This is a genomic window from Labrys sp. F242 (assembly GCF_057813875.1).
In genome coordinates this window covers 1,668,142-1,692,867 of the sequence record NZ_JBVASG010000001.1, presented here as the reverse complement: position 1 = coordinate 1,692,867, position 24,726 = coordinate 1,668,142, and the positions used below count along the sequence as shown (strand labels likewise).

The following is a 24,726-nucleotide window of genomic DNA, read 5'->3' as shown; positions in this document are numbered from 1 at the left end:
CTCGAAAGCATCAGCCCGCAGCCGCGACGAGGGCTGCGGCCGTCGCGGCCGGGCCGGTGATCAACGTCGGCCAGACGATGAAGAATACGGTCACGATGGTGGCGAGCACCAACACGGCACGCAGTGTCACCGGCATCGGCTCGAAGGCCTCGGCTGGCTCGTCGAAGAACATCAGCTTGATGACGCGCAGATAATAGAACGCGCCGACCACGCTGCAGAGCACGCCGAGGATCGCCAGAGGCCACAGTCCCTGATGCACGGCGGCGACAAAGACGTACCACTTGGCCCAGAAGCCAGAGAGCGGCGGGATGCCGGCCAGGGAGAACATCAGGGCCGCCAAGGCATAGGCCGTTAAGGTATCCGTCCGCGACAGGCCGGCAAGATCGCTGATGCTCTCGACATAGACGCCCTTGCGCTTCATCGACAGGATCACCGCGAAAGTGCCGAGGGTCATGGCAAGATAGAGCGCCAGATAGATCAGCACGCCCTGAACGCCCTCGGAAGTGCCCGCCGCCAGGCCGACCAGGGCAAAGCCCATATGGCCGATGGAGGAATAGGCCATCAGTCGCTTGATATTGCTCTGGCCGATGGCGGCGAAGGAACCAAGCGCCATCGAGGCGATCGCGATAAACACCACGATCTGCTGCCACTGCGCCAGCGCCGAGGGGAAAGACGTGATGATCACGCGGACCATCAAGCCCATGGCCGCGATCTTCGGCGCGCCGGCGAACAGCGTCGTCACAGGCGTGGGAGCGCCCTCATAGACGTCGGGCGTCCACATGTGGAAGGGCACGGCGGAGATCTTGAAGGCCAGCCCGGCAAGCAGGAAGACAATGCCGAAGACCAGACCGAGGCCGACATGCCCCTGCACGGCGGTGGCGATACCGGTGAACGACACCGTACCGGCAAAGCCATAAATCAGCGAGGCGCCATAGAGCAGCATGCCCGAGGAAAGGGCGCCGAGGACGAAATATTTGAGGCCCGCTTCGGTCGACTTCAGATCGTCGCGATGGATCGAGGCAATCACATAGAGGGCGAGCGACTGCAGTTCGAGCCCGATATAGAGGGCGATGAGGTCGTTGGCCGAGAGCATCATCAACATGCCGGTGGTGGCCAGCAGGATCATCACCGGATATTCGAACTTCTCGATGCCTCTCGAGCGCAGGAAGTCGCCCGACATCAGGATGGCCGCCCCCGATCCGATCAGCACCAGGATCTTGGTGAAGCGCGCGAAGGCGTCGACGGTGAAGGACCCGTTGAAGGCCTTGCCGTCATGGCTGATTGCCACCAGCACCACGACCACCGCCAGCAGCAGCACCGAGAGCGTGGTGACGAGGCCGTAGCCGCGGGGCGCCGAGAAGACGCCGATCATCAACAATGCGATAGCGCCGAGAACCAGAACGATCTCCGGAAGCGCCGTTGCAATTTCAGAAGCAGACATGGCTCGCCTTCGGATCAGTTAAGCGCAACGCTGGCAGCTTTCGCCGCCTGGATGAGATGGGTGACGGCAGCCTCGCTCATGTTCAGGATCGGCTTAGGATAGACACCGAAATAGATCGTGAGGAGAACCAGGGGCGCCAGGATGATGAATTCCCGGCCCGTCAGGTCGGCGATGCCGGCCAGGCTCGGCTTCTCCAGCGCCCCATAGACGACCCGGCGATAGAGCCAGAGCGCATAGGCCGCCGACAGGATCACGCCCAGCGTGGCGAAGAAGGCCACCCAGGTGTTGGCCGAGAAGGCGCCCACCAGCGTGAGGAATTCGCCGACGAAGCCTGAGGTGCCGGGCAAGCCGACATTGGCCATGGTGAAGACCATCAGCGCCAGCGCATACCAGGGCATGCGATTGACCAAGCCGCCATAGGCCGCGATCTCGCGGGTATGCATGCGATCATAGACCACGCCGACGCAGAGGAAGAGCGCGCCCGAGACGATGCCATGCGAGATCATCTGGAAGATCGCCCCCTGCACGCCCTGCTCGTTCATCGAGAACAGGCCCATGGTGACGAAGCCCATATGGGCGACCGACGAATAGGCGATCAGCTTCTTGATGTCCTCCTGCATCAGCGCCACCAGGGAGGTGTAGACGATGGCGATGACGGAGAGGGTGAACACCAGCGGCGCGAAATATTCGGAGGCCGCAGGGAACATCGGCAGCGAGAAGCGGATGAAGCCGTAGCCACCCATCTTCAGAAGGATGCCGGCCAGGATCACCGAGCCCGCCGTCGGCGCTTCAACATGCGCGTCAGGCAGCCAGGTATGCACCGGCCACATCGGCATCTTCACCGCGAAGGAGGCAAAGAAGGCCAGCCATAGATAGGTCTGCATATGGGCCGGGAACTGGTGCTTGAGCAGCACGGCGATGTCCGACGAGCCCGCGTTCCAATACATCGCCATGATGGCGATCAGCATCAGCACCGAGCCGAGCAGCGTGTAGAGGAAGAACTTAAAGCTGGCATAGATGCGCCGCTGCCCGCCCCAGACGCCGATGATCAGGAACATCGGGATCAGGCCGCCTTCGAAGAACAGGTAGAACAGCACGATGTCCTGCGCACAGAACACGCCGATCATCAGCGTTTCCAGCACGAGGAAGGCGATCATGTATTCGCGCACGCGGTTCTGGATCGAACGCCAGGAGGCGAGGATGCAGAATGGCATCAGGAAGGTCGTCAGGATGACGAAGGGCAACGAGATGCCATCGACGCCCATGCGGTAGTTGATGGCGCCACCCGTGGTGCCGCCGAGCCAGTTGGTGTTCTCGACGAATTGGAAGCTAGTATTCGCCGGATCGAAGGCGAACAGCGGCAGCAACGAGACGACGAAGGTCGCGATGGTGGTCCACAGCGAGATGATGCGCGAATTGCGTTTCACGCCTTCGGGATCGCCCCGAAGCACGAGCATCAGCACCACCCCGACCAGTGGCAGAAAGGTCGTAACGGAAAGAACCGGCCAGGACATCAGTGCGTGCCTCCGAGCATGGACCAGGTGAACAAGGCCGCAATGCCGATCAGCATGGCGAAGGCATAGTGATAGAGATAGCCGGTCTGCAGCTTGACGACGCCGCGGGTGACGTCGACGACGCGGGCGGAAACACCATCCGGGCCGAGGCCGTCGATGGTGGCGCCGTCGCCTTTCTTCCACAGGAAGCGGCCGAGCCACTTGGCCGGGCGAACGAAGGCCCAGTCATAGAGCTCGTCGAAATACCACTTGTTGAGCAGGAAGTTGTAGAGCAGCGGATTGCGGGCGGCGATCGCCGCCGGCACCGTCGGCTTGACGATGTACATGTAGTAGGCCGTCAGGAAGCCGATCAGCATCATGGTGAAGGGCGCCAGATGCACGAACGCCGGAACGTGCTCCATGCCCTCCAGGATCTTGGTGCCCTCGCCCAGCGAGACCGCCTCGCGCCAGAAATGCTCCAGCCCTTCCTCGGTGATGAAGGCATGGTGGAAGGCCATGCCGGCGATCACCGCGCCGACAGACAGCACCGCGAGGGGGATCATCATCGGCAGCGGCGATTCATGCGCATGATCATAGGTGTGCGCATCAGCCCTGGTCTGCCCGTGGAACGTCATGAAGATCAGGCGCCAGGAATAGAAGGAGGTCATCAGCGCGGCGACGATCGTCATCCAGAAGGCATAGAGCGGGATCAGGCGGCCGCTTTCGGCATAGCTGGCCCAGGCCGCCTCGATGACGGCATCCTTGGAATTGAAGCCGGCGAAGCCGATCTGGGTGAAGGGCAGGCCGACACCGGTGAGCGCCAGCGTGCCGATGATCATGGCCGCGTAGGTCCATGGAATCTTCGACTTGAGGCCGCCCATCTTGCGCATGTCCTGCTCGTGATGCATCGCCACGATCACCGAACCGGCACCGAGGAAGAGCAAGGCCTTGAAGAAGGCGTGCGTGAACAGGTGGAACACGCCGACATTGTAGGCGCCGACACCCAGAGCCACGAACATGTAGCCGAGCTGCGAACAGGTCGAATAGGCGATGACGCGCTTGATGTCGTTCTGGACGAGGCCCACGGTAGCGGCGAAGAAGGCCGTGGTAGCGCCGATAAAGGTGACGAAGGCCAGCGCATTAGGGGCATGCTGGAACAGGGGCGACAAGCGCGCCACCATCACGATGCCGGCCGTGACCATGGTCGCGGCGTGGATGAGCGCGGAGACCGGCGTCGGGCCTTCCATGGCGTCCGGCAGCCAGGTGTGCAGCAGGAACTGCGCCGACTTGCCCATGGCGCCCATGAACAACAGGAAGCAGGCGACTTCCAGAGCCGGCAGGGTATAGCCGAGGAAGTGGATGGTGGTAGCAGCCTTGCCGGCGGCTTCCTTGAAGATACCCTCGAAGCCGACCTGCCCGAAGATGACGAACACCGCGAAGATGCCGAGCGAGAAGCCGAAGTCGCCGACGCGGTTGACCACGAAGGCCTTGATGGCGGCTGCATTGGCCGAGGGCTTCTTGTACCAGAAGCCGATCAGCAGATAGGAGGCCAGACCGACGCCTTCCCAACCGAAGAACATCTGCACCAGATTGTCGGAGGTCACCAGCATCAGCATGGCGAAGGTGAACAGCGACAGATAGGCGAAGAAGCGCGGCCGCGAGGGATCCTCTTCCATATAGCCGATGGAATAGAGGTGGACGAGCGAGGACACGGTGGTGACCACCACCAGCATGACCGCCGTCAGCGTATCGATGCGCAGGGCCCAGTCGATCTGCAGCTTGCCGACATGGATCCAGTCGAGCACCGGCACCGTGGTGGTGGCGCCGTTGAAGCCGACATTGATGAAAGCGACCCAGGACAAAATGCAGGACAGGAAGAGCAGGCCCGTCGTCAGATACTCGGCGAAGCGGATCTTGCCTGGGGAGTGGGGAGATTCCTCGACGGCGTGATGATCGTCATGACCGTGCGCATCATGGCCATGGTCATCGTGTCCATGCGCAGCATGAGAGCCATGGCCGTGGTCGTCATGACCATGTCCGGAGGTCTCGGCGGCATCGGCCGGCGCCAGGCGCCAGGTCAGCATGTTGGCGATGCCGGCAATCAGGAAGCCGAGGAGCGGCAGGAAGACAATTGCGTTATACACGCCCTCAGCCCTTCATCACGTTGATATCTTCGACGGCGATCGAACCGCGGTTGCGGTAGAACGCCACCAGAATGGCAAGACCGATCGCAGCCTCGGCGGCGGCGACCGTCAGGATCAGCAGGGTGAAGACCTGGCCCGTAATGTCATGCAGCGCCGCGGAGAAGGCGACCATATTGATGTTCACCGCAAGCAGGATGAGTTCCACCGACATCAGGATGACGATGACGTTCTTGCGGTTGATGAAAATCCCAAGCACGCCGATGGTGAAGAGAACGGCGGCAACGGCGAGAAAATGGGAAAGATCGACGGCCATGTGTCAGATCCCCTGCCCTGGCTGAACTTTGACGACCTCTACCGACTGCGCCTTGGTGCGCGCCGATTGCAAGGCCGGATTCTGGCGCTTGACGCCTTCCTTGTGGCGCAGCGTCAGCACGATGGCGCCGATCATGGCCACCAGCAGCACCAGCCCGGCGCCCTGGAAGAAGAAGACATAGTGCGTGTAGAGCACGCGTCCGAGCGCCTCGGTGTTGGTGACGGAGGTGTCGATCTGCGTCTGCGGATTGACGACGATGCCGGGGGAGATCGCCCAGCCGACCACCACCATCAGGAGTTCGATCAGCACGATCAGGCCGACCAGGAAACCGATCGGCAGATATTGCAGGAAGCCCTGCCGCAATTCGGTGAAATCGACGTCAAGCATCATCACCACGAAGAGGAAGAGCACGGCGACGGCGCCGACATAGACCACGATCAGGATCAGCGCGAGGAACTCGGCCCCGGTGAGCATGAACAGGCCGGCCGCGTTGACGAAGGCCAGGATCAGATAGAGCACCGAATGCACAGGGTTGCGCGACAGGATGACCATCAAGGCCGATGCCACGCAAACAAAGGCGAACAGGTAGAAGAAGGCTGTCGCCACATTCATGTTCAAACCCCTCTCCGGCTCGTTTCCGTGCCGTCTAGTCTCAACCGCTTCAGCGTGGCTGAAGCACTACAAACAAACTCGGCCCCGCAGGTCCGCTCGGTGCCTAGCGATAAGGCGCGTCCTTGGCGATATTCTTGGCGATTTCCCGCTCCCAGCGGTCACCATTGGCCAGAAGACGATCCTTGTCATAGAACAGCTCTTCGCGCGTCTCGACGGCGAACTCGAAGTTCGGCCCCTCGACGATGGCATCCACCGGGCAGGCTTCCTGGCAGAAGCCGCAATAGATGCATTTGACCATGTCGATGTCGTAGCGGGTGGTCCGCCGCGTACCGTCATTGCCGCGCGGGCCGGCCTCGATGGTGATGGCCTGGGCCGGGCAGATCGCCTCGCACAATTTGCAGGCGATGCAGCGTTCCTCGCCGTTGGGATAACGGCGCAGGGCGTGCTCACCCCGGAAGCGCGGCGACAACCGTCCCTTTTCGAAAGGATAGTTCAGCGTCGCCTTCGGCTTGAAGAAATAGCGCATCGACAGGAAGAAGGCCGAAACGAATTCCTTCAGGAACAGGGCCTTGGCGGCCTGATCGAGACCGACACGCGGCCGGCTGGGATTGGCGGCGGTCATGGTGCCCATCCGGTGATCTGGAGGAAGCCAGCAACGATCACGACCATGGCGATCGACAGCGGCAGGAAGACTTTCCAGCCGAGACGCATCAGCTGGTCATAGCGGTAGCGCGGCACGAAAGCCTTTACCATCGCGAACATGAAGAATACGAAGGTCACCTTGACCAGGAACCAGATGAAGCCCGGGATCCAGGTGAAGGGCGGCAGATCGATCGGCGCGCTCCAGCCACCCATGAACAGGATGGTGGTCAGGGCGCACATGGTCATGATCGCCACATACTCGCCCAGCATGAACAGCAGGTAAGGCGTCGAGGCGTATTCGACCATGAAGCCGGCCACGAGTTCGGACTCGGCTTCGGCCAGGTCGAAGGGCGGCCGGTTCGTCTCGGCCAGGGCCGAGATGAAGAAGATGATGAACATCGGGAAGAGCGGCAGCCAGTACCAGTTCAGGAAGGTCAGCCAGGGCAGACCGATCAGGCTGGCGAGGCCGCGGCTCTGCTGAGCGTCGACGATGGCCGTCAGGTTCAGCGAACCGGCGCAAAGCAGCACGGTGATGATGACGAAGCCGATGGAGACTTCATAGGACACCATCTGGGCGGCGGCGCGCAGGGCTGAAAGGAAGGGATATTTCGAGTTCGAGGCCCAGCCCGCCATGATGGTGCCGTAGACGCCGAGCGAGGAGATGGCGAAGACGTAGAGGACGCCGACATTGATGTCGGCGATCATGGTGCCGGCCGCCACCGGCAGCACCGCCCAGCCCGCCAGGGCGAGCACGCAGGTCACGAAGGGGGCAAGCAGGAAGACGCCCTTGTTCGCGCCTGCCGGGATCACCGGCTCCTTGAGCACGAATTTGAGCAGGTCGGCGAAGGACTGGAACAGCCCCCACGGACCCACCACGTTGGGCCCGCGTCGCAGCTGCACGGCCGCCCAGACCTTGCGGTCGGCCAGCAGATAATAGGCGATGAAGACAAGCAGGCAGACCAGCAGCACCAGGCTTTGCACCAGCGGCAGGCCGACCTTCCAGAGCAGTGTTTCCCAGATCGTCATGGCCCGTCCTTATTCCGCCGCCAGCGGCAGCGCGCCCGAGGCGAACTGCGAACACTGCGCCATCACGGCCGAAGCGCGCGCGATGGGGTTGGTCAAATAGAAATCGCTGATCGCTGCCGCGAAGGCCGACTTGTCGACGTCTCCCCCAAGTCCCGCCAGGGCCGTCACGCCGGAGGCATCGCCGGCGGCGACTTCGCCGATCCGGCCGAGATGGGGAATGGCCGCGAACAAGGTCTTGCGCAAGGCACCGAGCGAGTCGTAGCCGAGTTTGGCGCCGAGCGCTTCAGAGAGCGCCCGCAGGATCGCCCAGTCCTCGCGCGCCTCACCCGGCGGGAACGCCGCGCGGTTGGCAAGCTGGACCCGCCCTTCGGTGTTGACGAACAGGCCCGAGCGTTCCGGATAGGCTGCCGCCGGCAGGATCACATCGGCACGATGCGCGCCGCGGTCACCGTGGCTGCCCTGATAGACCACGAAGGCGCCCGGTTCGATGGTGACCTCGTCGGCGCCGAGCAGGAAGAGCACGTCGAGTGCCCCGTCCCTAGCCATGCCGGCTGCATCGAGACCGCCCTCCCCCGGCACGAAGCCGACATCGAGCGCTCCCACGCGCGAGGCTGCATTGTGCAGCACGCCGAAGCCGTTCCAGCCGTCCTTGACCACGCCGAGGGCCTGGGCTGCCTTCGCGGCCAGCGAAAGCAGGGCCGCACCGTCGGCGCGCGCATAGACGCCGCCGCCCACGATGATGACGGGCTTGGCCGCCCCCTTCAGCAGGTCGGCGAACGAGCCCTTGCCGGCAGCCAGCTCGGCCAGGGTATCGGGGCCGGCTCCGACATAATCATAGCCATAGGTCAGATCGGCCTGTTCACCGATCAGGCCAACCTTGACGCCGCGCAACCAGCGCTTGCGGATGCGGGCATTGAGGACCGACGCTTCCTTGCGCGGATTGGTGCCGACCAGCAGGATCGCGTCCGCCTCTTCGAGACCAGCGATCGTCGGGTTGAAAAGGTAGCTGGTCCGGCCCAAAGCGGGATCAATCTTGGCGCCGTCCTGGCGGGCATCGAGGTTCCTGGAACCGAGCTTGCCGATGAGATCCTTCAACGCGAACAGCTCTTCCACCGCGGCGAGATCGCCGGCGATGGCGCCGATGCGCTCAGGCTTGGCTGCCTTCACCTTGGTCGCGATGGCGGCAAAGGCCTCCTGCCAACTCACAGGCTTCAGGCGACCGTCGACACGCAGATAGGGTCGGTCGAGGCGCTGGGTGCGCAGGCCGTCCCAGATGAAGCGGGTCTTGTCGGAGATCCACTCCTCGTTCACCAGTTCATTGGTGCGCGGCACGATGCGCAGCACTTCCCGCCCGCGCGCATCGATGCGGATGGCGGAGCCCACCGCATCCATCACGTCGACGGATTCGGTCTTGGAAAGCTCCCAGGGACGGGCATGGAATTCATAGGGCTTGGAGGTCAGGGCGCCGACCGGGCAGAGATCGATGACATTGCCCTGCAGTTCGGAACTCATCGCCTTTTCGAGATAGGTGGTGATCTCCATATCTTCGCCACGGCCGATGGCGCCGAGTTCGGAGACGCCGGCCACCTCAGTGGTAAAGCGGACGCAACGCGTGCAATGGATGCAGCGGTTCATCACCGTCTTGACCAGCGGGCCGATATATTTGTCCTCGACCGCACGCTTGTTCTCGGCATAGCGGTTCTTGTCGACGCCGTAGGCCATGGCCTGGTCCTGCAGGTCGCACTCACCGCCCTGATCGCAGATCGGGCAGTCCAGCGGATGGTTGATGAGCAGGAACTCCATCACCCCTTCGCGAGCCTTCTTGACCATAGGGCTCTTGGTGAGCACCACCGGCGGCTCGCCATTCGGGCCAGGACGGAGGTCTCGTACCGCCATGGCGCAGGAGGCCGTGGGCTTGGGCGGACCGCCCTTCACCTCGACCAGACACATGCGGCAATTGCCGGCAATCGACAGGCGCTCGTGGAAGCAGAAACGCGGGATCTCTGCACCCGCGACCTCACAGGCCTGGAGGAGTGTGTACTCCGCCGGGACCTCGATTTCCTGTCCGTCGACGATCAACTTGGCCATGGATAACCTTGACGATCAGGCCTGGAATGCAAGACGCAGTCCAGACTCTTTCCAAACTCGACTTCGCAAAATTCAGTGCCGCGATCAACATCGCGAAACGAAAATTCAGCGCTGTGACAGGCCGGAAACGGGAGACGATTCCGGCCCAAAGTGTGTTGCGATTTGGTGAAGTCACCTAGAATCGCAAAACGCGTTCGATCAACGAGCCAGAGCAAAGTGCGTTTTCGCTAAAACGCTTTTTGCCTTGGTAGATTGTAACCGGCGGAAGCCGGCCTGTTATTCCGCCGCCTGCAGGACAGGATCGGAATGGGGGTTGGCGGCATACTGATCGATGCGCGCTTCGATCTCATGACGGAAATGGGTGATCAGGCCCTGGATGGGCCAGGCCGCCGCATCGCCGAGCGCACAGATCGTATGCCCTTCGACCTGCTTGGTGACGTCGAGCAGCATGTCGATCTCGCGCTTCTGGGCGCGGCCATCGGCCATGCGGGTGAGCACGCGCCACATCCAGCCCGTGCCCTCGCGGCAAGGGGTGCACTGGCCGCAGCTCTCATGCTTGTAGAAATAGGCAAGCCGCGCGATCGTCCGCACCACGTCGGTGGACTTGTCCATCACGATGACTGCGGCGGTGCCCAGGCCAGAGCGCAGCTTCGACAGCGAGTCGAAGTCCATCGGAGTATCGATGATCTGCTCGGCCGGCACCATGCGCACCGACGAACCACCCGGGATCACGGCCTTCAGATTGTCCCAGCCGCCACGGATGCCGCCGCAATGGCGCTCGATCAGTTCGCGGAACGGAATGCCCATCGCCTCTTCGACATTACAGGGCTTGTTCACATGCCCCGACACGCAAAAGAGCTTGGTGCCGACATTGTTGGGATTGCCGATGCCAGCGAACCAGCCTGCGCCGCGGCGCAGGATCGTCGGGGCGACGGCAATCGACTCGACATTGTTCACCGTGGTCGGGCAGCCATAGAGGCCCATATTCGCCGGGAAGGGCGGCTTCATGCGCGGCATGCCCTTCTTGCCTTCGAGGCTTTCGAGCAGCGCGGTCTCTTCGCCGCAGATATAGGCGCCGGCACCGTGATGAACGTAGAGGTCGAAATCCCAGCCGTTCTTGTTGTTCTTGCCGATCAGGCCGGCCTCATAGGCCTCGTCCACGGCGCGCTGCAGAGCCTCGCGCTCGCGGATATATTCGCCGCGAATATAGATGTAGCAGGCATGCGCATTCATGGCGAAGGAGGCGATCAGGCAGCCTTCGACCAGATGCTGCGGATCATGCCGCATGATCTCGCGGTCCTTGCAGGTGCCGGGCTCGGACTCGTCGGCATTGACGACGAGATAGTTCGGCCGCCCATCGGACTTCTTGGGCATGAACGACCATTTCAGGCCGGTCGGAAAGCCTGCGCCGCCGCGGCCCCTGAGCCCCGAGGCCTTCATCTCGTTGATGATCCAGTCCTGCCCCATCTCGAGGATTTGCTTGGTGCCATCCCACGAGCCACGCTTGATGGCCGCCTGCAGTCCGGGCGACTGGAGGCCGTAGAGATTGGTGAAGATGCGGTCGCGATCAGCAAGCATGGCGGATCCGGATATCTGAGAACGGGGATCGTCCTGTCGCCGATGCAAGGCTTGCGGCAGAACACGTCGTCGGAAAGGAGCCGGTCATCCCAGCCCCTGCCCTGTTAAAAGTCACGATTTGGCCGGCGCCGCCGCGGCGGCCTCGACCGCCGCTGCCTTGGCAGCTTCCAGCTTGGTCTTTTCCTCGGCCAGGCGTTGCTTCCAGGAACCGATCATCGAGCCGTCATAGAGCGACGGGTCTGTCAGGGTCTGGGCGCCGCCTTCCGGCTCGGACGAGAAGCGGCCATTCTGCGGCCCGGGCTTCACTTCCTTGCCGGCGGCAAGATCGTCGATGATGCGTTCCATGATCTCGGGGGTGAGATCCTCGTAGAAATCGGCATTGATCTGCACCATTGGTGCATTGCAGCAGGCGCCCAGGCATTCGACCTCGAGCCAAGAGAACTTGCCGTCATCCGTCACATGACGCTCGGGACCGATGCGCTTCTTGACCACGTCCCGGATGGCTCCGGCGCCACGCAATTGGCAGGGCGTCGTGCCGCAGAGCTGGATGAAATGTTTGCCGACCGGCTCCAGCGCGAACATGGTGTAGAAGGTCGCGACTTCCAGAACGCGGATCTTGGGCATGTCGAGACGGGCTGCGACCACCTCGATCGCCGCCTGGGATACCCAGCCACCGGCCTGCTCCTGCGCCTTCCACAACAGCGGAATCACCGCCGAAGCCTGGCGGCCGGGCGGATATTTGGCGATCTGCTTGTCCACCCACGCCTCGTTTTCGGGCGTGAAGGCAAAGCTTGCCGGCTGGAGTTCCTGGGGCGCGAGCCTGCGGACGGACATGCGCATTCCTCTTTAACTGCTAGAGCAAAGCGCGTTTTGGCAAACGCCCTTCTACTCTCACTTCTGGTTTCGACGCGTCTTTGCGATTCGTGGTGATCCCCTCAAATCACAAGACGCTTTTGCAGCCGGTTCAAGGCCGGCTGCAACCTAAGAAATCAACGATCGACTTCGCCGAACACGATGTCGAGAGAACCCAGAATGGCGGAGACGTCGGCCAGCATGTAGCCACGGCACAGCCAGTCCATCGACTGTAGATGCGCAAACCCTGGTGCGCGGATCTTGCAGCGATAGGGCTTGTTGCCGCCGTCGGAGACTAGATAGACGCCAAATTCGCCCTTGGGCGCTTCGACGGCCGCGTAAACCTCGCCGGCAGGCACGTGATAGCCCTCGGTGTAGAGCTTGAAATGATGGATGAGCGCTTCCATCGAACGCTTCATCTCGCCGCGCTTGGGCGGCACGACCTTGTTGTCGGCGGCAGAAACCGGCCCGCTCGTCGTACGCAAAAGCGCGCAGCATTGCTTCATGATGCGGACCGACTGGCGCATCTCTTCCATGCGGATGCAGTAGCGATCGTAATTGTCGCCGTTCTTGCCGATCGGAATGTCGAAATCGAGCTCGGAATAGCATTCATAGGGTTGCGACTTGCGCAGATCCCAGGCGGCGCCCGAGCCACGCACCATCACACCCGAATAGCCCCATGCCCAGGCGTCATCCAAAGCGATGATGCCGATATCGACATTACGCTGCTTGAAGATGCGGTTGTCGGTGAGCAGCCCCTCAAGGTCGTCGCAAACCTTGAGGAAGGGATCGCAGAAGGCCTCGATGTCGTCGATCAGTTCCGGCGGCAGGTCCTGGTGGACGCCGCCCGCGCGGAAATAGGCGGCATGCATGCGGCTGCCCGAGGCACGCTCGTAAAAGATCATCAGCTTCTCGCGCTCTTCGAAGCCCCACAGTGGCGGGGTCAGCGCACCACAATCCATGGCTTGCGTAGTGACGTTGAGCAGATGCGAGAGGATGCGGCCGATCTCGGAATAAAGGACGCGGACAAGCTGGCCACGCCTGGGCACTTCCAAGCCAAGCAGGCGTTCGATGGCCAGGCAATAGGCATGCTCCTGATTCATCGGCGCGACGTAATCGAGCCGATCGAAATAGGGAATGGCCTGCATGAAGGTCTTGGCTTCGATCAACTTCTCGGTACCGCGATGCAGCAGGCCGATATGGGGATCGACACGCTCGACCACCTCGCCGTCCAGCTCCATGACCAGACGCAACACGCCGTGCGCCGCCGGATGCTGCGGGCCGAAATTGATCGCGAAATTGCGCAGATGCGGTTGGTCGTTCATGTCGTTTCCAAACTTTCCGAGTTGGCCAGCTTGTTCGGAGCCATTTCGAGAGTCTTGCTAGTCCTGATCCGGCGCGCGGGAACGCGTCAGCTCGCCTTCGCCTTCTCGTCGCCGGGCAGCACGTAATCGGTGCCTTCCCATGGCGACAGGAAATCGAAGTTGCGGAATTCCTGGTTGAGCCTGACGGGCTCGTAGACCACGCGCTTGGCTTCGTCGTCCCAGCGCACCTCGACAAACCCGGTCATCGGGAAGTCCTTGCGCAGGGGGTGGCCGTCAAAGCCGTAGTCGGTCAGGAGCCGGCGCAGGTCGGGATGGCCGGTGAACAGGATGCCGTAGAGATCGTAGGCTTCGCGCTCGAACCAGAGCACGCCGGGGAACAGCTCGATAGCCGAGGGCACCGGGGTCGCCTCGTCCGTCTCCAGCTTCACGCGAATGCGCACGTTCTTGGTCGGCGAAAGCAGATGATAGACCACATCGAAGCGCTTCTCGCGAGCCGGATAGTCGGCTCCACAAACATCGATGATCGACACGAAGCGCGAGCCGGCATCATCACGCAGATGCTTGAGAACAGCCAGGATGTTGTCTGCATCCGTGCTGACGGTCAGTTCGCCGAAGGCGTGGACCAGGCCAGACACGGCTTGCGGAAAGGCAACTTGAAGCGCCTCGCCGATCTCCTGCAGGGTTTGCGAATTTGCCATGTCAGCTCCGCTCAACGCTCGATAGTGCCGGTACGGCGGATCTTCTTCTGCAGCAGCAGCACGCCATAGAGCAGCGCTTCCGCAGTGGGCGGGCAGCCGGGCACGTAGATGTCAACGGGCACGATGCGATCGCAGCCACGCACGACCGCATAAGAGTAGTGGTAGTAGCCCCCGCCATTGGCGCAGGAACCCATCGAGATCACGTAACGCGGCTCTGGCATCTGGTCATAGACCTTGCGCAGGGCCGGCGCCATCTTGTTGGTCAGGGTGCCCGCCACGATCATCACGTCGGACTGCCGAGGCGAGGCGCGCGGCGCGAAGCCGAAGCGCTCGACGTCGTAACGGGGCATCGAGACCTGCATCATCTCGACCGCGCAGCAGGCAAGGCCGAAGGTCATCCACATCAGCGAGCCGGTGCGGGCCCAGTTGATCAGGTTGTCGGCCGAGGTGACGAGGAAGCCGCGATCGGCCAGCTCAGCGTTGATGTCCACGAAAAACGGATCGGTCGAACCGACCGGCTTGCCGGTGTTCGGGTCGATGATGCCCTTGGGCGCCGGCGCCACCAGCGTGCCGCCGGCTGTGTCCAGGTTCAATCCCATTCGAGCGCGCCCTTCTTCCACTCATAAACGAAGCCGATGGTCAGCACGGCCAGGAAAATCATCATCGAGGTGAAGCCGAACAGGCCAACCTCCTTGAAACTGATCGCCCAGGGGAACAGGAATGCCACTTCGAGGTCGAAGATGATGAACAGGATCGACACCAGATAGAAGCGCACGTCGAACTTCATACGCGCGTCGTCGAAGGCGTTGAACCCGCACTCATAGGCGGAAAGTTTTTCCGGGTCCGGGCGCTGATACGCCACGAGGAAGGGCGCCACCAGAAGCGCCAGGCCAATGACGGCCGAGACCCCGATGAAGATGATAAGCGGCAGATAGCCGGCGAGAAGGTTGTCCATCAGCACGAACCCTAAAGCGGCTTGCGATTTGGTGGGCTCACCAGGAATCGCAAAGACGCGTCGAGACAAAGAGTTGGAGCAATGCGGCGTTTTCGCTGAGACGCACGTTGCTCCAGCTGTGATCGACCGGGAGCGCTTGAACTCGGGGCCACCACGTTTGGACGATACGAGTATGGGCGCGCTTCGACAGCGGCGCTCACACCGGTCATCCCTCTACAGCGCTTTGGAAAACCACCATCATGCTGCGTCGTGAACGACCTGCAGCGAGCCTTAAACCACGGCTATGGGAGGCGCAAGCTTGGAAGCGTTCCAGCCAAGAGATTCCTACCGCACTGCGGCAGAATATCGGGCGATTCTGGCATGATCTTGGCGCATAGCCGATATGAGTTGCAAGGAGCCATATGCCTGCAACCGACCGCCTTGCGTATTGTCGGGCTGAAAATGCAAAAGCCAGCCCGAAGGCTGGCTTTTTGTCACAAATGGCGAGAGAGACGGGACTTGAACCCGCGACCTTCGGCGTGACAGGCCGACGCTCTAACCAACTGAGCTACTCCCCCGTCTCCGCCAGCGGCGGCGAACCGTGCTGGCGTGGCGCGGTGATTAGAGGGCCACCCGCGCAGTGTCAAGCGACATTTCGCAACGCACTGCAAATTCAGTTCGCAATGCGCGCCAGCCGAAAGCGCTTGATGTCCTCCGGCGTCAGAATCCGGATGCTTCCGACGCCATATCGCTCCGCGAGATCGATCAAAGCGGGGTTCACGCCCATTCTTTTCGAGTAGTCGCGCAGCATCTGCGTCACTTCCGGGAATCGCCTCGTGCTGCGCAGGACCGAGAGCGGATCGCTGCCGGAACTGTTGGGCAGATATTCGCGATGCACGCCGACTCGCGATCCGGCCGTGACGAATCGCTTATTGCCGCCCATCAGCGCATAGACACAGGCCGACATGCAGGAGCCGTTGACCGCAATTGTCTGCCCGCCCAGCGTGATCACGCGTCCAACGAACACGCTCGTGCGCAATTTCCGCAGCACATGGCCCAGATTGACGCCTTCGACCAGATGGCCACCGGGCGAATCGATGATCAGCACATTGCTGGTGCCGAGTTTCGAGGCCTGTTGAGCGAAGGCGATGAAACGCTGCACCGTGCCGCTCGTCATCTCGCCATTGGCGACCATCAGGCTGGGACAGCGCTTGCCGCATTTGGAGCCGAAGGACAGGCTCACCACCTTGAAGTCCATGGCGGCGGCGGATGCCGACTGCGACAGGGCGGCCCAGCATAGCCCCATCGCAAGTGCCCCCAACCCGATGGCACGCAACAAAGAACCAATCATTATGTCTGCTTTTCCTTCGAGCAAAGCGCGTTTGGACGGAAACGTTTGTTTGCTCTCACTCTGTAGGTCCTACGCGTCTTTGCGTTTCCTGGCGATTCCGCCAAAACGCCATAGCCTAGCGGATCGGACTCTATTCGATATCGGCGACCGGTGCCCGCACGACCCCTGCCGTTTCCAGCGCCCAGGCAGCCCGCAAGGCCAGATCCTCCCGCCAGGCGGGAGCGATGATCTGAACGCCAATCGGGAGTCTCTCGCCCTCGCTCCAGAGCGGCACCGTAACCACGGGCAATCCAATAAAGGAAATCGGTTGGGTAAACAGCCCGAGATTCGCACGAAGCGGCATAGTCTGGTCACCGATCTCGATAGTGGTCGCATCGATTCTGGGGGCTCGGCAGGGCGTGGCCGGTGCCAGGATCAGATCGATTCGTTCGAAGATGCGATGCATCTCCGCTTGGAACCAATGCCGAAAGTGATGCGCCGCTGTTACCCAGGTCGCTGGCACCATGTTGCCCGCGATCAAGCGGTCCCGCACGGCCGGCGCAAAATCCTTGGCGCGCACGCGCAGCCTTTCGCGATGCAGTCCTCCACTCTCGGTAATGGTGATCAGGAAGGCGGCAGCGCGGGCTATCGCTGCCTGGGGGATCTCGACGGTCTCGCTGGCGTCGAGCGCTTTGGCGCAGCGCCGTACGGCCTCGATAGCATCGCGATTGCCTTCTGGATGAAAGTAACCGTCGGCCACGGCGATACGCAGCCCCTCGATCCCCCGGCCGAGTTCGAACAGGGCCGGCTGCGCCGGGCGTTGAGCACAGCTTGGATCGTCGGGATCGGGCCCCTGCATGGCATCATAGGCGAAGGCGAGGTCGCGGGCCGAGCGTGCCAGCGGGCCCATGTGATCGAGGCTGGCGACGAAAGGAAAACTGCGTGCGCGGCTAAGTCGACCATAGGTCGGCTTCAGGCTGAACAGCCCACACAGAGAGGCCGGCACACGGATCGCTCCATTGGTGTCGCTGCCCAGGGCCAGGGGTACGAAGCCTGCCGCCACCGCGCTGGCCGGGCCGCTGGAGGATCCGCCGGCCAGATGATCGAGTGCGTGGGGATTTCGGGAAGGCGCCCCATGCGGGTTCTGGCCGGTGAAATCATAGGCGTATTCGCTCATGTTGAGCGCGCCCACGCAGATCGCCCCCTGCCCTTCCAGGCGCTCGATCAGCGTCGCATCCCGGGTGGCCGGCCGATTGTCCCGGTTGATCCTGGAACCCGCGAGTGTGACGATACCGGCGATGTCGTAGAGGTTCTTCACGGCGAAGGGGACGCCTGCCAGGGCCCCGACCGGCTTGCCGGCGGAATGGCGGGCATCGATGGCATCGGCCCGTGCCAGTGCGCGCTCGGTGAGCACAGCGGTAAAGGCCCCCACTTTGCCATCCAGGCGTTCGATTCGCGCGAGGCTGTGTTCGATCGCCGCGCGGGCAGTGAAGCGGCCGCTGCGGATGCCGGAGGAGATTTCCAGAACGCCCAGTTGCGGCGAGCAGCCCTGATCGAGCAGGCTTGTCATGCTTCGAAAACCGCAGCGGGCTGATTGCTGTCCTCGATCGGGAAAGACAGCACCAGTTGCGCCAATTCGGCAGTCAATTTCAGATTGGCGGCGACGCCTTCACGAAAATCAGGATCGACTTCGATTCCGATCATCGGTGCCATCGCATCGATGACCGCCTGCGCATCGAATTCGGGTTTGTCGCTCATCGCATCGCCCCTCGAGAAGGATGTAGGCGGACTGTCCCTCCTTCATCTCGCGAAGACAAGCCAAATGATAGGGCATCACCGAAGTTTGCGCAGGCGACGCCTCTCCATATGCTTGGCCAGGCGAAGAAACCGGAAATAGGCATAGTTCGTCGCCGTCGCGATGCCGTAGAGGCCGCGTACGAAATGACGGCGTACAATATAGGCCTTCAGGAAGTTGAGGGGGAACTCGGTCAGAATCCGCCAACTGCCGAGTGTCTTTCCTCTCTTGTCGAGATCTTCGGCCTGTTGCTCGGTATAGGCATTCAACTTGGCAATTTCGTCGCCGAGCGAGCGAATCGAATAATGATGAATGCGCCCCTTGAGCCGTGCGATTCTCGGCTGATCGTTGAAATGCACGCGATCGTGCACGGTCGAATCGGCATAGCGGCCGCGATCGAATCGATAGAGCCGCACCGGCGCCAACGTGTATCCCCAGCGATGAGGCTCCCTTTCCCCCGGAAAGACCTCCGCGATGTTGATCTCGTACCCATCGGCCTGAGGGCCGCTGCCCGAGAACAGGGTGCGGATCTCGGCCGCAAGCTGCGAGGACACAACCTCGTCCGCGTCGATATTGAGGATCCAGTTGTGGCGGCATTGCGTTTCGGCGAAGCGCTTTTGCGGACCATAGCCGGGCCAGGCATTGTGGATCACCTTGGCGCCGAGCTTCTCGGCGATCGCCTGCGTGCCGTCGGTCGATCCTGAATCGACCACGACGAGATCATCCGTCAGGGCGCGCACCGCTTCAATCGTCGCGCCGATGCGATCGGCCTCGTTGAAGGCGATGATGAAGACGGACAATGGCGGCGGGCCCGGCAGCCCGGATGGTGATGCGGGTGGCGACATGGCGGTGATCTAATCGATGCCTCGAAAAATGACCAGCCCGTCGACCGGAACCCCGGGATTTTGTCCATCCCGACGTTGCGGCATCCGCCTAATGGCCAAGAGCAGCGCTCATCTTGCTGTGGTATTATTCATCGCGCACAAGGTATGGTTGTAACGAAAGATCCCGCAAGGACGAAGATGTCATCGTCGCCGGCTTGGGTTCCCGGCGCAGGCGTCATGCAAGCCTTCGCTCTCGTCTCGTGATCGAGCCAGTTCAGGCGTCGCCAATTTCACGGTTCAAGTCGCAGATCGCTGTCACCCGGCAGTGATGCCTCATGCCTGCCTCGAAACGAAACACGCAAGGACCGCATCGCCGAGGGAATCCGATTGGAATGCCGACGACGGCCGCATCCAACGACAGGAGAGCAGCGATGGCCGTACAGAATAGAACGATAGACCCCGACAAGCTCAACGCCTTCATGGGCAAGATGCTCGGCGATGTCGGCGCCGCGATAAATGCGTCGCTGCTCCTCATCGGCGACAAGCTCGGCCTCTACAAGGCCCTCGCAGAGGCCGGGCCGATGACATCTCAGGAACTCGCCGAGAAGACCGGGACCTCCGAGCGTTACATACGCGAATGGCTCGCCGCGCAAGCCGCATCCGACTATGTGGACTATGATCCCGGGACCGGCCGCTTTTCCATGCAGCCGGAGCAGGCCGCGGTCTTTGCCGATGAAGACAGCCCCGTCTTTCTGGGTGCTGTCGGCGATCTTGTCGCCGCGACCTTGCGAGACGAACCGGCCATCTCCGATGCGTTCCGGACTGGCAAGGGGGTCGGCTGGGACAAGCGGAACAAATGCCTGTTCTGCGGCACGGCCCGTTTTTTCCGCACCGCCTATCGCCACCATCTCGTGCAGGAATGGCTGCCCGCCTTGGACGGCGTGGTTGAAAAACTGGAGCAAGGCGCGAGCGTTGCCGATATCGGCTGCGGACACGGCGTCTCGACCATGATCATGGCTCGCGCCTTCCCCAATTCGCGCTTCCACGGCTTCGACTATCACCCCGGCTCGATCGAAGACGCCAGAAGTGCCGCCGCAGCCGCGGGAATGGCCGACCGTGTCACCTTTGAGGTGAGCACGGCCAAGACGGTGCCGGCGCACGGCTACGATCTCGTCTGTTTCTTCGATTGCCTGCACGACATGGGTGATCCTGTCGGAGCCTTGCGCCACGTCAGGACGACGATGGCCCCTGAAGGCACCTGCATGCTGGTGGAACCCTTCGCCAATGACAGGCTCGAGGACAATTTCAATCCGGTCGGGCGTATCTACTACGCCGCTTCCACCGTGATCTGCACGCCGGCCTCACTCGACCAGGAAGTCGGCCTGGCGCTCGGCGCGCAAGCCGGGGAGGCTCGGCTGCGCAAGGTGGCGGCGGAAGCCGGTTTCACCCGCTTCCGCCGTGCAACGGAAACACCGTTCAATCTCATCCTCGAAGCGAGGCCGTAACCAGAGCGGGATGAAGCCGGCCGGCCGTTCAGGCCGGCAGCATCTTGCGGTACTGGATGAAGCCCGATCGGGATGCCACCTGGTCATAGACGGCTTGCGCTTCCACATTGGTTTCGTGCGTCAGCCAATAGACGCGGCTGGCACCCCAGCGCGTGGCTTCCTGATAGGACCATTCGATCAATCCGCGGGCGACGCCTTGGCGGCGCGCCCATTCGGCGGTGAACAGGTCCTGCAGATAGCAATAGGGGCCCGGCGTCCAGGTCGAGCGATGCAGGATCAGGTGCACGATGCCGGCAAGCCGGCCGTCGATGAAGGCGCCATAGACGGACATCGGCTCGGCGGGATCGTGGAATCGTGCCCAGGTCAGTGCCGTCGTCTCCTCGGGCACCGACGCCTTGTAGAAAGTGAGGTAACCCTGCCAGAGCGGTTCCCAGGCAGGGCGTTCCTCGGCCGTGAGCGCACGAATATCCATCAGTCGAGATTGAATTTCGACATCTGGCGATGTTCGCCATGGATGCGGCGCACCGTGCCGTTGAGCGAACGGTAGATCACCGTCTCGGTGGTGATCACGGGCCCGCGGAACTTCACGCCCTGGAGCAGAGCCCCGTCGGTCACGCCGGTCGCGGCAACGATGACGTCCCCGGAGGCGAGTTCCTCCATCTTGTATTTGCGGGCCGGATCGGTGACGCCCATCTTCAGGGCGCGCTCACGCTTGGCCTCGGTGTCGAGGATGAGACGGGCCTGCATCTGGCCGCCGACGCAGCGCAGTGCCGCAGCCGCCAGCACGCCTTCCGGAGCACCGCCGATGCCCAGATAGATGTCGATGCCGGTCTCGTGGGCATTGGTGGTGAAGATGACTCCCGCGACGTCGCCGTCGGTGATGACGCGAATCGAAGCGCCGACCTTGCGGATCGCCTCGATGATCGGGGCGTGGCGCGGACGATCGAGCACCAGCGCGGTCAGTTCGCGCGGCTTGACGCCCTTGGCCCTGGCCAGGGCATGCAGATTGTCTTCCACGCTGGCGTCGAGATCGACGATGCCTTCGGCATAACCGGGCCCGATGGCGATCTTGTCCATATAGACGTCCGGCGCGTTGAGGAGCGAACCGGCCGAGGCCATCGCCATCACGGCGATCGAACCCGGCATGTCCTTGGCGCAGAGCGTGGTGCCTTCCAGCGGATCGACGGCGATGTCGACCTTGGGGCCAAGGCCATTGCCGACCTTTTCGCCGATGAACAGCATCGGCGCCTCGTCGCGCTCACCCTCGCCGATGACGACGGTACCGTCGATCGGCATCTTGTTGAGCTCGCGCCGCATGGCGTCGACAGCCGCCTTGTCTGCGGCCTTTTCATCCCCTCTTCCACGCAGCAATGCCGAGGCAACGGCGGCGCGTTCGGTCACACGAACCAGTTCAAGGGAAAGGATGCGCTCAATGACATCCGTCGGGTTGACCTGAATAATCTCCGACATGGCTTCCTCCGTTGTTAGGCGTGTCGTCAGTTATGGTTTGGCGTTTGACGAGGTCAAACCATAACTGACGACACGCCCTGAGATGTTGCTTATTCGCGCTCGATGCGGATCAATTGCGGCGTTTCCACGATGTAGCCATCGGAAACCATGGCGTCGACGGCGCCGCGAATATCCGCCTCGGTCGTGGCGTAGGTAATGAGGATGACGGGCACCGCGCCGGCGACCTTGCTCGGGTCGTCGCCGCCATAGACCCTGCCGCCCCGGTGTTTCTGCACGATCGATTCCAGCGAAATCCCGCGTTCGGCCATGCGGGTGGCGATGCCCGCCGCCGCGCCCGGCCTGTCCGCCACCGAAAGGCGGACATAATAACCGCCCTTGTGGGCCTGCATGGCGGCCGCCGGCAGCGGCTCGAGATCACCGGTCTTGCGTCCGAACGGTGCTACGGCCTGTCCTCGCGCGATATCGGCAATATCGCCGACCACCGCAGAGGCCGTAGCCTCGCCGCCCGCGCCGGGGCCGACCAGGGTCAGTTCCGGAACGGCATCGGCATCAACAGCCACCGCATTGGTGACGCCGTTGACCTGCGCGATCGGGGTCGACTTCGGCACCATGGTGGGGTGAACACGCTGCTCCACACCTGCTTCGGAACGGGTGGCGACTCCGAGTAGCTTGACGCGATAGCCAAGTTCGTCGGCGGCCAGCAGATCCTCGGTGGTGATGCGCTCGATACCCTCGACATGGATGGCATCGGCATTCACCTGCGTGCCGAAGGCCAGGCTGGTGAGCAGAGCCAGCTTATGGGCGGTATCGAAGCCGCCAATATCGAAGGTGGGGTCGGCTTCGGCATAGCCCAGGCGCTGAGCCTCCTTCAGGCAGGCGTCGAAAGACAGGCCCTCGGCCTCCATCTTGGTCAGGATGTAGTTGCAGGTGCCGTTCAGGATGCCGTAGACGCGATCGATATTGTTGCCGATAAGCGCCTCGCGCAGCGTCTTGATGATCGGCACGCCGCCGGCAACGGCTGCTTCGAAATTAAGAGCGACGCCGGCCTCCTCTGCCCGCCTGGCGAGATCAAAGCCATGGCGCGCCAGCAGAGCCTTGTTGGCCGTTACCACCGACTTGCCGGCATCGAGGGCCGCCTTCACCGCCTCATGCGCTGCTCCCTCCTCGCCGCCCATCAATTCGACGAAGACATCGATGCCGGGATCGCGAGCCAGCTCGACCGGATTGTCGAACCAGCGAAAGCGCTCCATCGGCAAGCCGCGGTCGCGCGTTCGCGAACGGGCGGAAACGGCGGTGACCGTCACGCCCCGGCCGCAACTGGCGGCAAGCGCATTGGCACGACGATCGAGAAGGCGAATGGTGGAGGCACCGACGGTGCCAAGGCCGGCAATACCGATTTTAAGAGGATCAGCCATCATCAGTCCGAACTAGAGATTGCGCACTTGTGCAATGGCACGCTGCCGGGATCAAGTCATCCAGACAGGGATTTCTCGCGATGAACTTTCCAACTTTGGTGGATAGAGCACCAAAAGGCAGCCTTCAGGCACCGGCATCGAAATGGCGCGCAGCCTCATTGCGCAGGTCGCGATCATCGCTGAGCCGGCAGCATGCCTTGAGCAGGCTGGCGTTGGAAAAGGCATTGTTACGCGCCATATCGCGATAGTGATTGATCAGGCCGCTCATCCGGCGCGCCCGCTTCCCAACCTGGCGAAGAAGGCCAGGCTGCGCATCGTCTCTTCCGGCAGCGCCGAGAAATGGTCGCCGCGAACGGCGGCGTGCTCGACCGGCAGCCCGGCAGCCTTTGCGCGCCGCTCCGTCAGCACCGACATGTCCTGAATGTGCACCTCTGCCGTGCCGTGCTGGATGAGAACCGGGCATTTGAAGCTCGGGGCATAACAGACCGCCGAACGCATCTCGAATTCACGCGAGTCGTCCGTATCGAAGCGGATATCCTCGGGAAAACGCTTGAAAAAGGCAAAAGCACTGGGATTGCCCGAGAAGGAGGAGGCACCGCGAAAGCCGCCGCTGCTGAGGGCGGCAAGCAGCGTCAGTGTGCCGCCGACGCTGTGGCCGCAAACGAAGAGCCGCGAAGGATCGACGTCGGATTGGGCCACCAGCACCTCGGCGGCCGCCAATACGTCGGCGCTCTCATCGTAAAAGCCCGAAAAGGCTCCCCTCTGCCCATTCTCCGCCCGGAAGGCCGGTACCATCACCACATAGCCGGCCTGGAGGTAAGGCCTGGCCAGTTCCCAGTGGCCGAGCCCCAGCGCATTGCCGCCATGAAGGAAGAGGACCGCCGGTTTCCTGCCGCCCTTTCCGTCTGGTCGAGATCGCCAGGCCAGCAGGTCGAGGGAGCCCGATCGATAAGGTAGAATCTGGGCTCCGCGTGGGGGTTCCGTCAAAACATCGCCGTGATCAGGCGCCGGACCTGACTTGAGGAGATGGCTGCGGAAACTCTGGCGATCCAGCGCGTAATCACGCGTGACCAGCGGCGGCAGTGCCGGAGAGGTGGACACCGCCTTCGCCTCGAAGGGCAGGAACGAGGCCGCAGAGGCTGCAAGGAATGATCGGCGCGTCAGTCGTGGGCGGCAAGCCATGCCAGCGATTCCGAAGATACCGTTTCCGTGCCTTGATAGCGGCAATCATGGCGATTCTT

Annotated in this window: 23 protein-coding genes, 1 tRNA gene and 1 pseudogene; 1 reads left to right on the top strand and 24 read right to left on the bottom strand. The window is 62.4% G+C overall.

From position 1 onward, the window contains the following. Positions 1 to 10: 10 nt before the first annotated feature. The 19 genes and pseudogenes from nuoN to ACZYTC_RS07780 all read right to left on the bottom strand — a co-directional run bounded on the left by nuoN (position 11) and on the right by ACZYTC_RS07780 (position 19,116). Positions 11 to 1,441, bottom strand: coding sequence for an NADH-quinone oxidoreductase subunit NuoN (nuoN, locus tag ACZYTC_RS07870; RefSeq protein ID WP_434956619.1), 1,431 nt, complete (start codon positions 1,439 to 1,441; stop codon positions 11 to 13). 14 nt (positions 1,442 to 1,455) lie between these two features. Beyond that, positions 1,456 to 2,955: an NADH-quinone oxidoreductase subunit M gene (locus ACZYTC_RS07865; protein ID WP_434956620.1), complete on the bottom strand. Its 1,500-nt coding sequence runs from the start codon at positions 2,953 to 2,955 to the stop codon at positions 1,456 to 1,458. Beyond that, a complete protein-coding gene (gene nuoL / locus ACZYTC_RS07860) occupies positions 2,955 to 5,078 on the bottom strand; it encodes an NADH-quinone oxidoreductase subunit L (RefSeq protein ID WP_488989250.1) in 2,124 nt (707 codons plus the stop codon). The genes ACZYTC_RS07865 and nuoL overlap by 1 nt, the downstream gene beginning before the upstream one ends. A 4-nt stretch (positions 5,079 to 5,082) precedes the next feature. Beyond that, a complete protein-coding gene (gene nuoK, locus ACZYTC_RS07855; protein ID WP_068282543.1) occupies positions 5,083 to 5,391 on the bottom strand; it encodes an NADH-quinone oxidoreductase subunit NuoK in 309 nt (102 codons plus the stop codon). A 3-nt stretch (positions 5,392 to 5,394) separates the two neighbouring features. Next, entirely contained in the window at positions 5,395 to 6,003 is a 609-nt protein-coding gene (locus ACZYTC_RS07850) for an NADH-quinone oxidoreductase subunit J (protein WP_434956622.1), read from the bottom strand. Positions 6,004 to 6,106: 103 nt separating this feature from the next. Further along, complete coding sequence (gene nuoI / locus ACZYTC_RS07845; protein WP_068282998.1) at positions 6,107 to 6,625, bottom strand: NADH-quinone oxidoreductase subunit NuoI; 519 nt, start codon at positions 6,623 to 6,625, stop codon at positions 6,107 to 6,109. Further along, a complete protein-coding gene (gene nuoH, locus ACZYTC_RS07840) occupies positions 6,622 to 7,671 on the bottom strand; it encodes an NADH-quinone oxidoreductase subunit NuoH (RefSeq protein WP_434956623.1) in 1,050 nt (349 codons plus the stop codon). Before nuoH ends, nuoI begins: the two co-directional genes overlap by 4 nt. Before the next feature lie 9 nt (positions 7,672 to 7,680). Further along, on the bottom strand, positions 7,681 to 9,759 hold the full coding sequence (gene nuoG / locus ACZYTC_RS07835; protein WP_488989249.1) for an NADH-quinone oxidoreductase subunit NuoG: 2,079 nt from the start codon (positions 9,757 to 9,759) through the stop codon (positions 7,681 to 7,683). 276 nt (positions 9,760 to 10,035) lie between these two features. Next, positions 10,036 to 11,337, bottom strand: coding sequence for an NADH-quinone oxidoreductase subunit NuoF (nuoF, locus tag ACZYTC_RS07830; protein ID WP_441771858.1), 1,302 nt, complete (start codon positions 11,335 to 11,337; stop codon positions 10,036 to 10,038). A 123-nt stretch (positions 11,338 to 11,460) separates the two neighbouring features. Then, positions 11,461 to 12,171 (bottom strand): annotated as a pseudogene (gene nuoE, locus ACZYTC_RS07825) (NADH-quinone oxidoreductase subunit NuoE); the annotation flags it as partial. 155 nt (positions 12,172 to 12,326) lie between these two features. Beyond that, entirely contained in the window at positions 12,327 to 13,514 is a 1,188-nt protein-coding gene (locus tag ACZYTC_RS07820) for an NADH-quinone oxidoreductase subunit D (protein ID WP_434956626.1), read from the bottom strand. Between the two features lie 86 nt (positions 13,515 to 13,600). Next, the gene (locus tag ACZYTC_RS07815) at positions 13,601 to 14,212 is read right to left on the bottom strand and encodes an NADH-quinone oxidoreductase subunit C (protein ID WP_441771859.1); all 612 of its coding nucleotides are present in this window, start codon (positions 14,210 to 14,212) and stop codon (positions 13,601 to 13,603) included. An 11-nt stretch (positions 14,213 to 14,223) separates the two neighbouring features. Further along, entirely contained in the window at positions 14,224 to 14,811 is a 588-nt protein-coding gene (locus ACZYTC_RS07810) for a NuoB/complex I 20 kDa subunit family protein (protein WP_149255038.1), read from the bottom strand. Then, positions 14,802 to 15,167: an NADH-quinone oxidoreductase subunit A gene (locus ACZYTC_RS07805; RefSeq protein ID WP_441771860.1), complete on the bottom strand. Its 366-nt coding sequence runs from the start codon at positions 15,165 to 15,167 to the stop codon at positions 14,802 to 14,804. The genes ACZYTC_RS07810 and ACZYTC_RS07805 overlap by 10 nt, the downstream gene beginning before the upstream one ends. Before the next feature lie 480 nt (positions 15,168 to 15,647). Then, a tRNA-Asp gene (locus tag ACZYTC_RS07800) sits at positions 15,648 to 15,724 on the bottom strand. Between the two features lie 95 nt (positions 15,725 to 15,819). After that, on the bottom strand, positions 15,820 to 16,497 hold the full coding sequence (locus tag ACZYTC_RS07795; protein ID WP_441771861.1) for a COG3904 family protein: 678 nt from the start codon (positions 16,495 to 16,497) through the stop codon (positions 15,820 to 15,822). A gap of 130 nt (positions 16,498 to 16,627) precedes the next feature. Continuing rightward, entirely contained in the window at positions 16,628 to 18,046 is a 1,419-nt protein-coding gene (locus tag ACZYTC_RS07790) for an AtzE family amidohydrolase (RefSeq protein ID WP_488989248.1), read from the bottom strand. Beyond that, positions 18,043 to 18,234 carry a DUF4089 domain-containing protein gene (locus ACZYTC_RS07785; protein ID WP_434956631.1) on the bottom strand — a complete coding sequence of 64 codons (192 nt, stop codon included), beginning with the start codon at positions 18,232 to 18,234 and terminating at the stop codon, positions 18,043 to 18,045. Before ACZYTC_RS07785 ends, ACZYTC_RS07790 begins: the two co-directional genes overlap by 4 nt. Before the next feature lie 75 nt (positions 18,235 to 18,309). After that, positions 18,310 to 19,116 (bottom strand): glycosyltransferase family 2 protein, encoded by an 807-nt coding sequence (locus ACZYTC_RS07780; RefSeq protein ID WP_441771862.1) that lies wholly within the window; start codon positions 19,114 to 19,116, stop codon positions 18,310 to 18,312. Between the two features lie 410 nt (positions 19,117 to 19,526). Between ACZYTC_RS07780 and ACZYTC_RS07775 the strand changes: the two genes are divergently transcribed. Beyond that, on the top strand, positions 19,527 to 20,600 hold the full coding sequence (locus tag ACZYTC_RS07775) for a class I SAM-dependent methyltransferase (protein WP_434956633.1): 1,074 nt from the start codon (positions 19,527 to 19,529) through the stop codon (positions 20,598 to 20,600). Between the two features lie 28 nt (positions 20,601 to 20,628). Here the strand turns inward: ACZYTC_RS07775 and ACZYTC_RS07770 are convergent, their stop codons facing one another. The 5 genes from ACZYTC_RS07770 to ACZYTC_RS07750 all read right to left on the bottom strand — a co-directional run bounded on the left by ACZYTC_RS07770 (position 20,629) and on the right by ACZYTC_RS07750 (position 24,667). Further along, entirely contained in the window at positions 20,629 to 21,072 is a 444-nt protein-coding gene (locus tag ACZYTC_RS07770; protein ID WP_434956634.1) for a GNAT family N-acetyltransferase, read from the bottom strand. Then, positions 21,072 to 22,070 (bottom strand): class II fructose-bisphosphatase, encoded by a 999-nt coding sequence (glpX, locus tag ACZYTC_RS07765; protein WP_488989247.1) that lies wholly within the window; start codon positions 22,068 to 22,070, stop codon positions 21,072 to 21,074. Before glpX ends, ACZYTC_RS07770 begins: the two co-directional genes overlap by 1 nt. Before the next feature lie 89 nt (positions 22,071 to 22,159). After that, entirely contained in the window at positions 22,160 to 23,485 is a 1,326-nt protein-coding gene (locus ACZYTC_RS07760; protein WP_488989986.1) for a homoserine dehydrogenase, read from the bottom strand. Positions 23,486 to 23,609: 124 nt separating this feature from the next. Continuing rightward, complete coding sequence (locus tag ACZYTC_RS07755) at positions 23,610 to 23,753, bottom strand: hypothetical protein (RefSeq protein ID WP_488989246.1); 144 nt, start codon at positions 23,751 to 23,753, stop codon at positions 23,610 to 23,612. Next, entirely contained in the window at positions 23,750 to 24,667 is a 918-nt protein-coding gene (locus ACZYTC_RS07750; protein WP_488989245.1) for an alpha/beta hydrolase family protein, read from the bottom strand. The genes ACZYTC_RS07755 and ACZYTC_RS07750 overlap by 4 nt, the downstream gene beginning before the upstream one ends. Positions 24,668 to 24,726 lie beyond the last annotated feature (59 nt).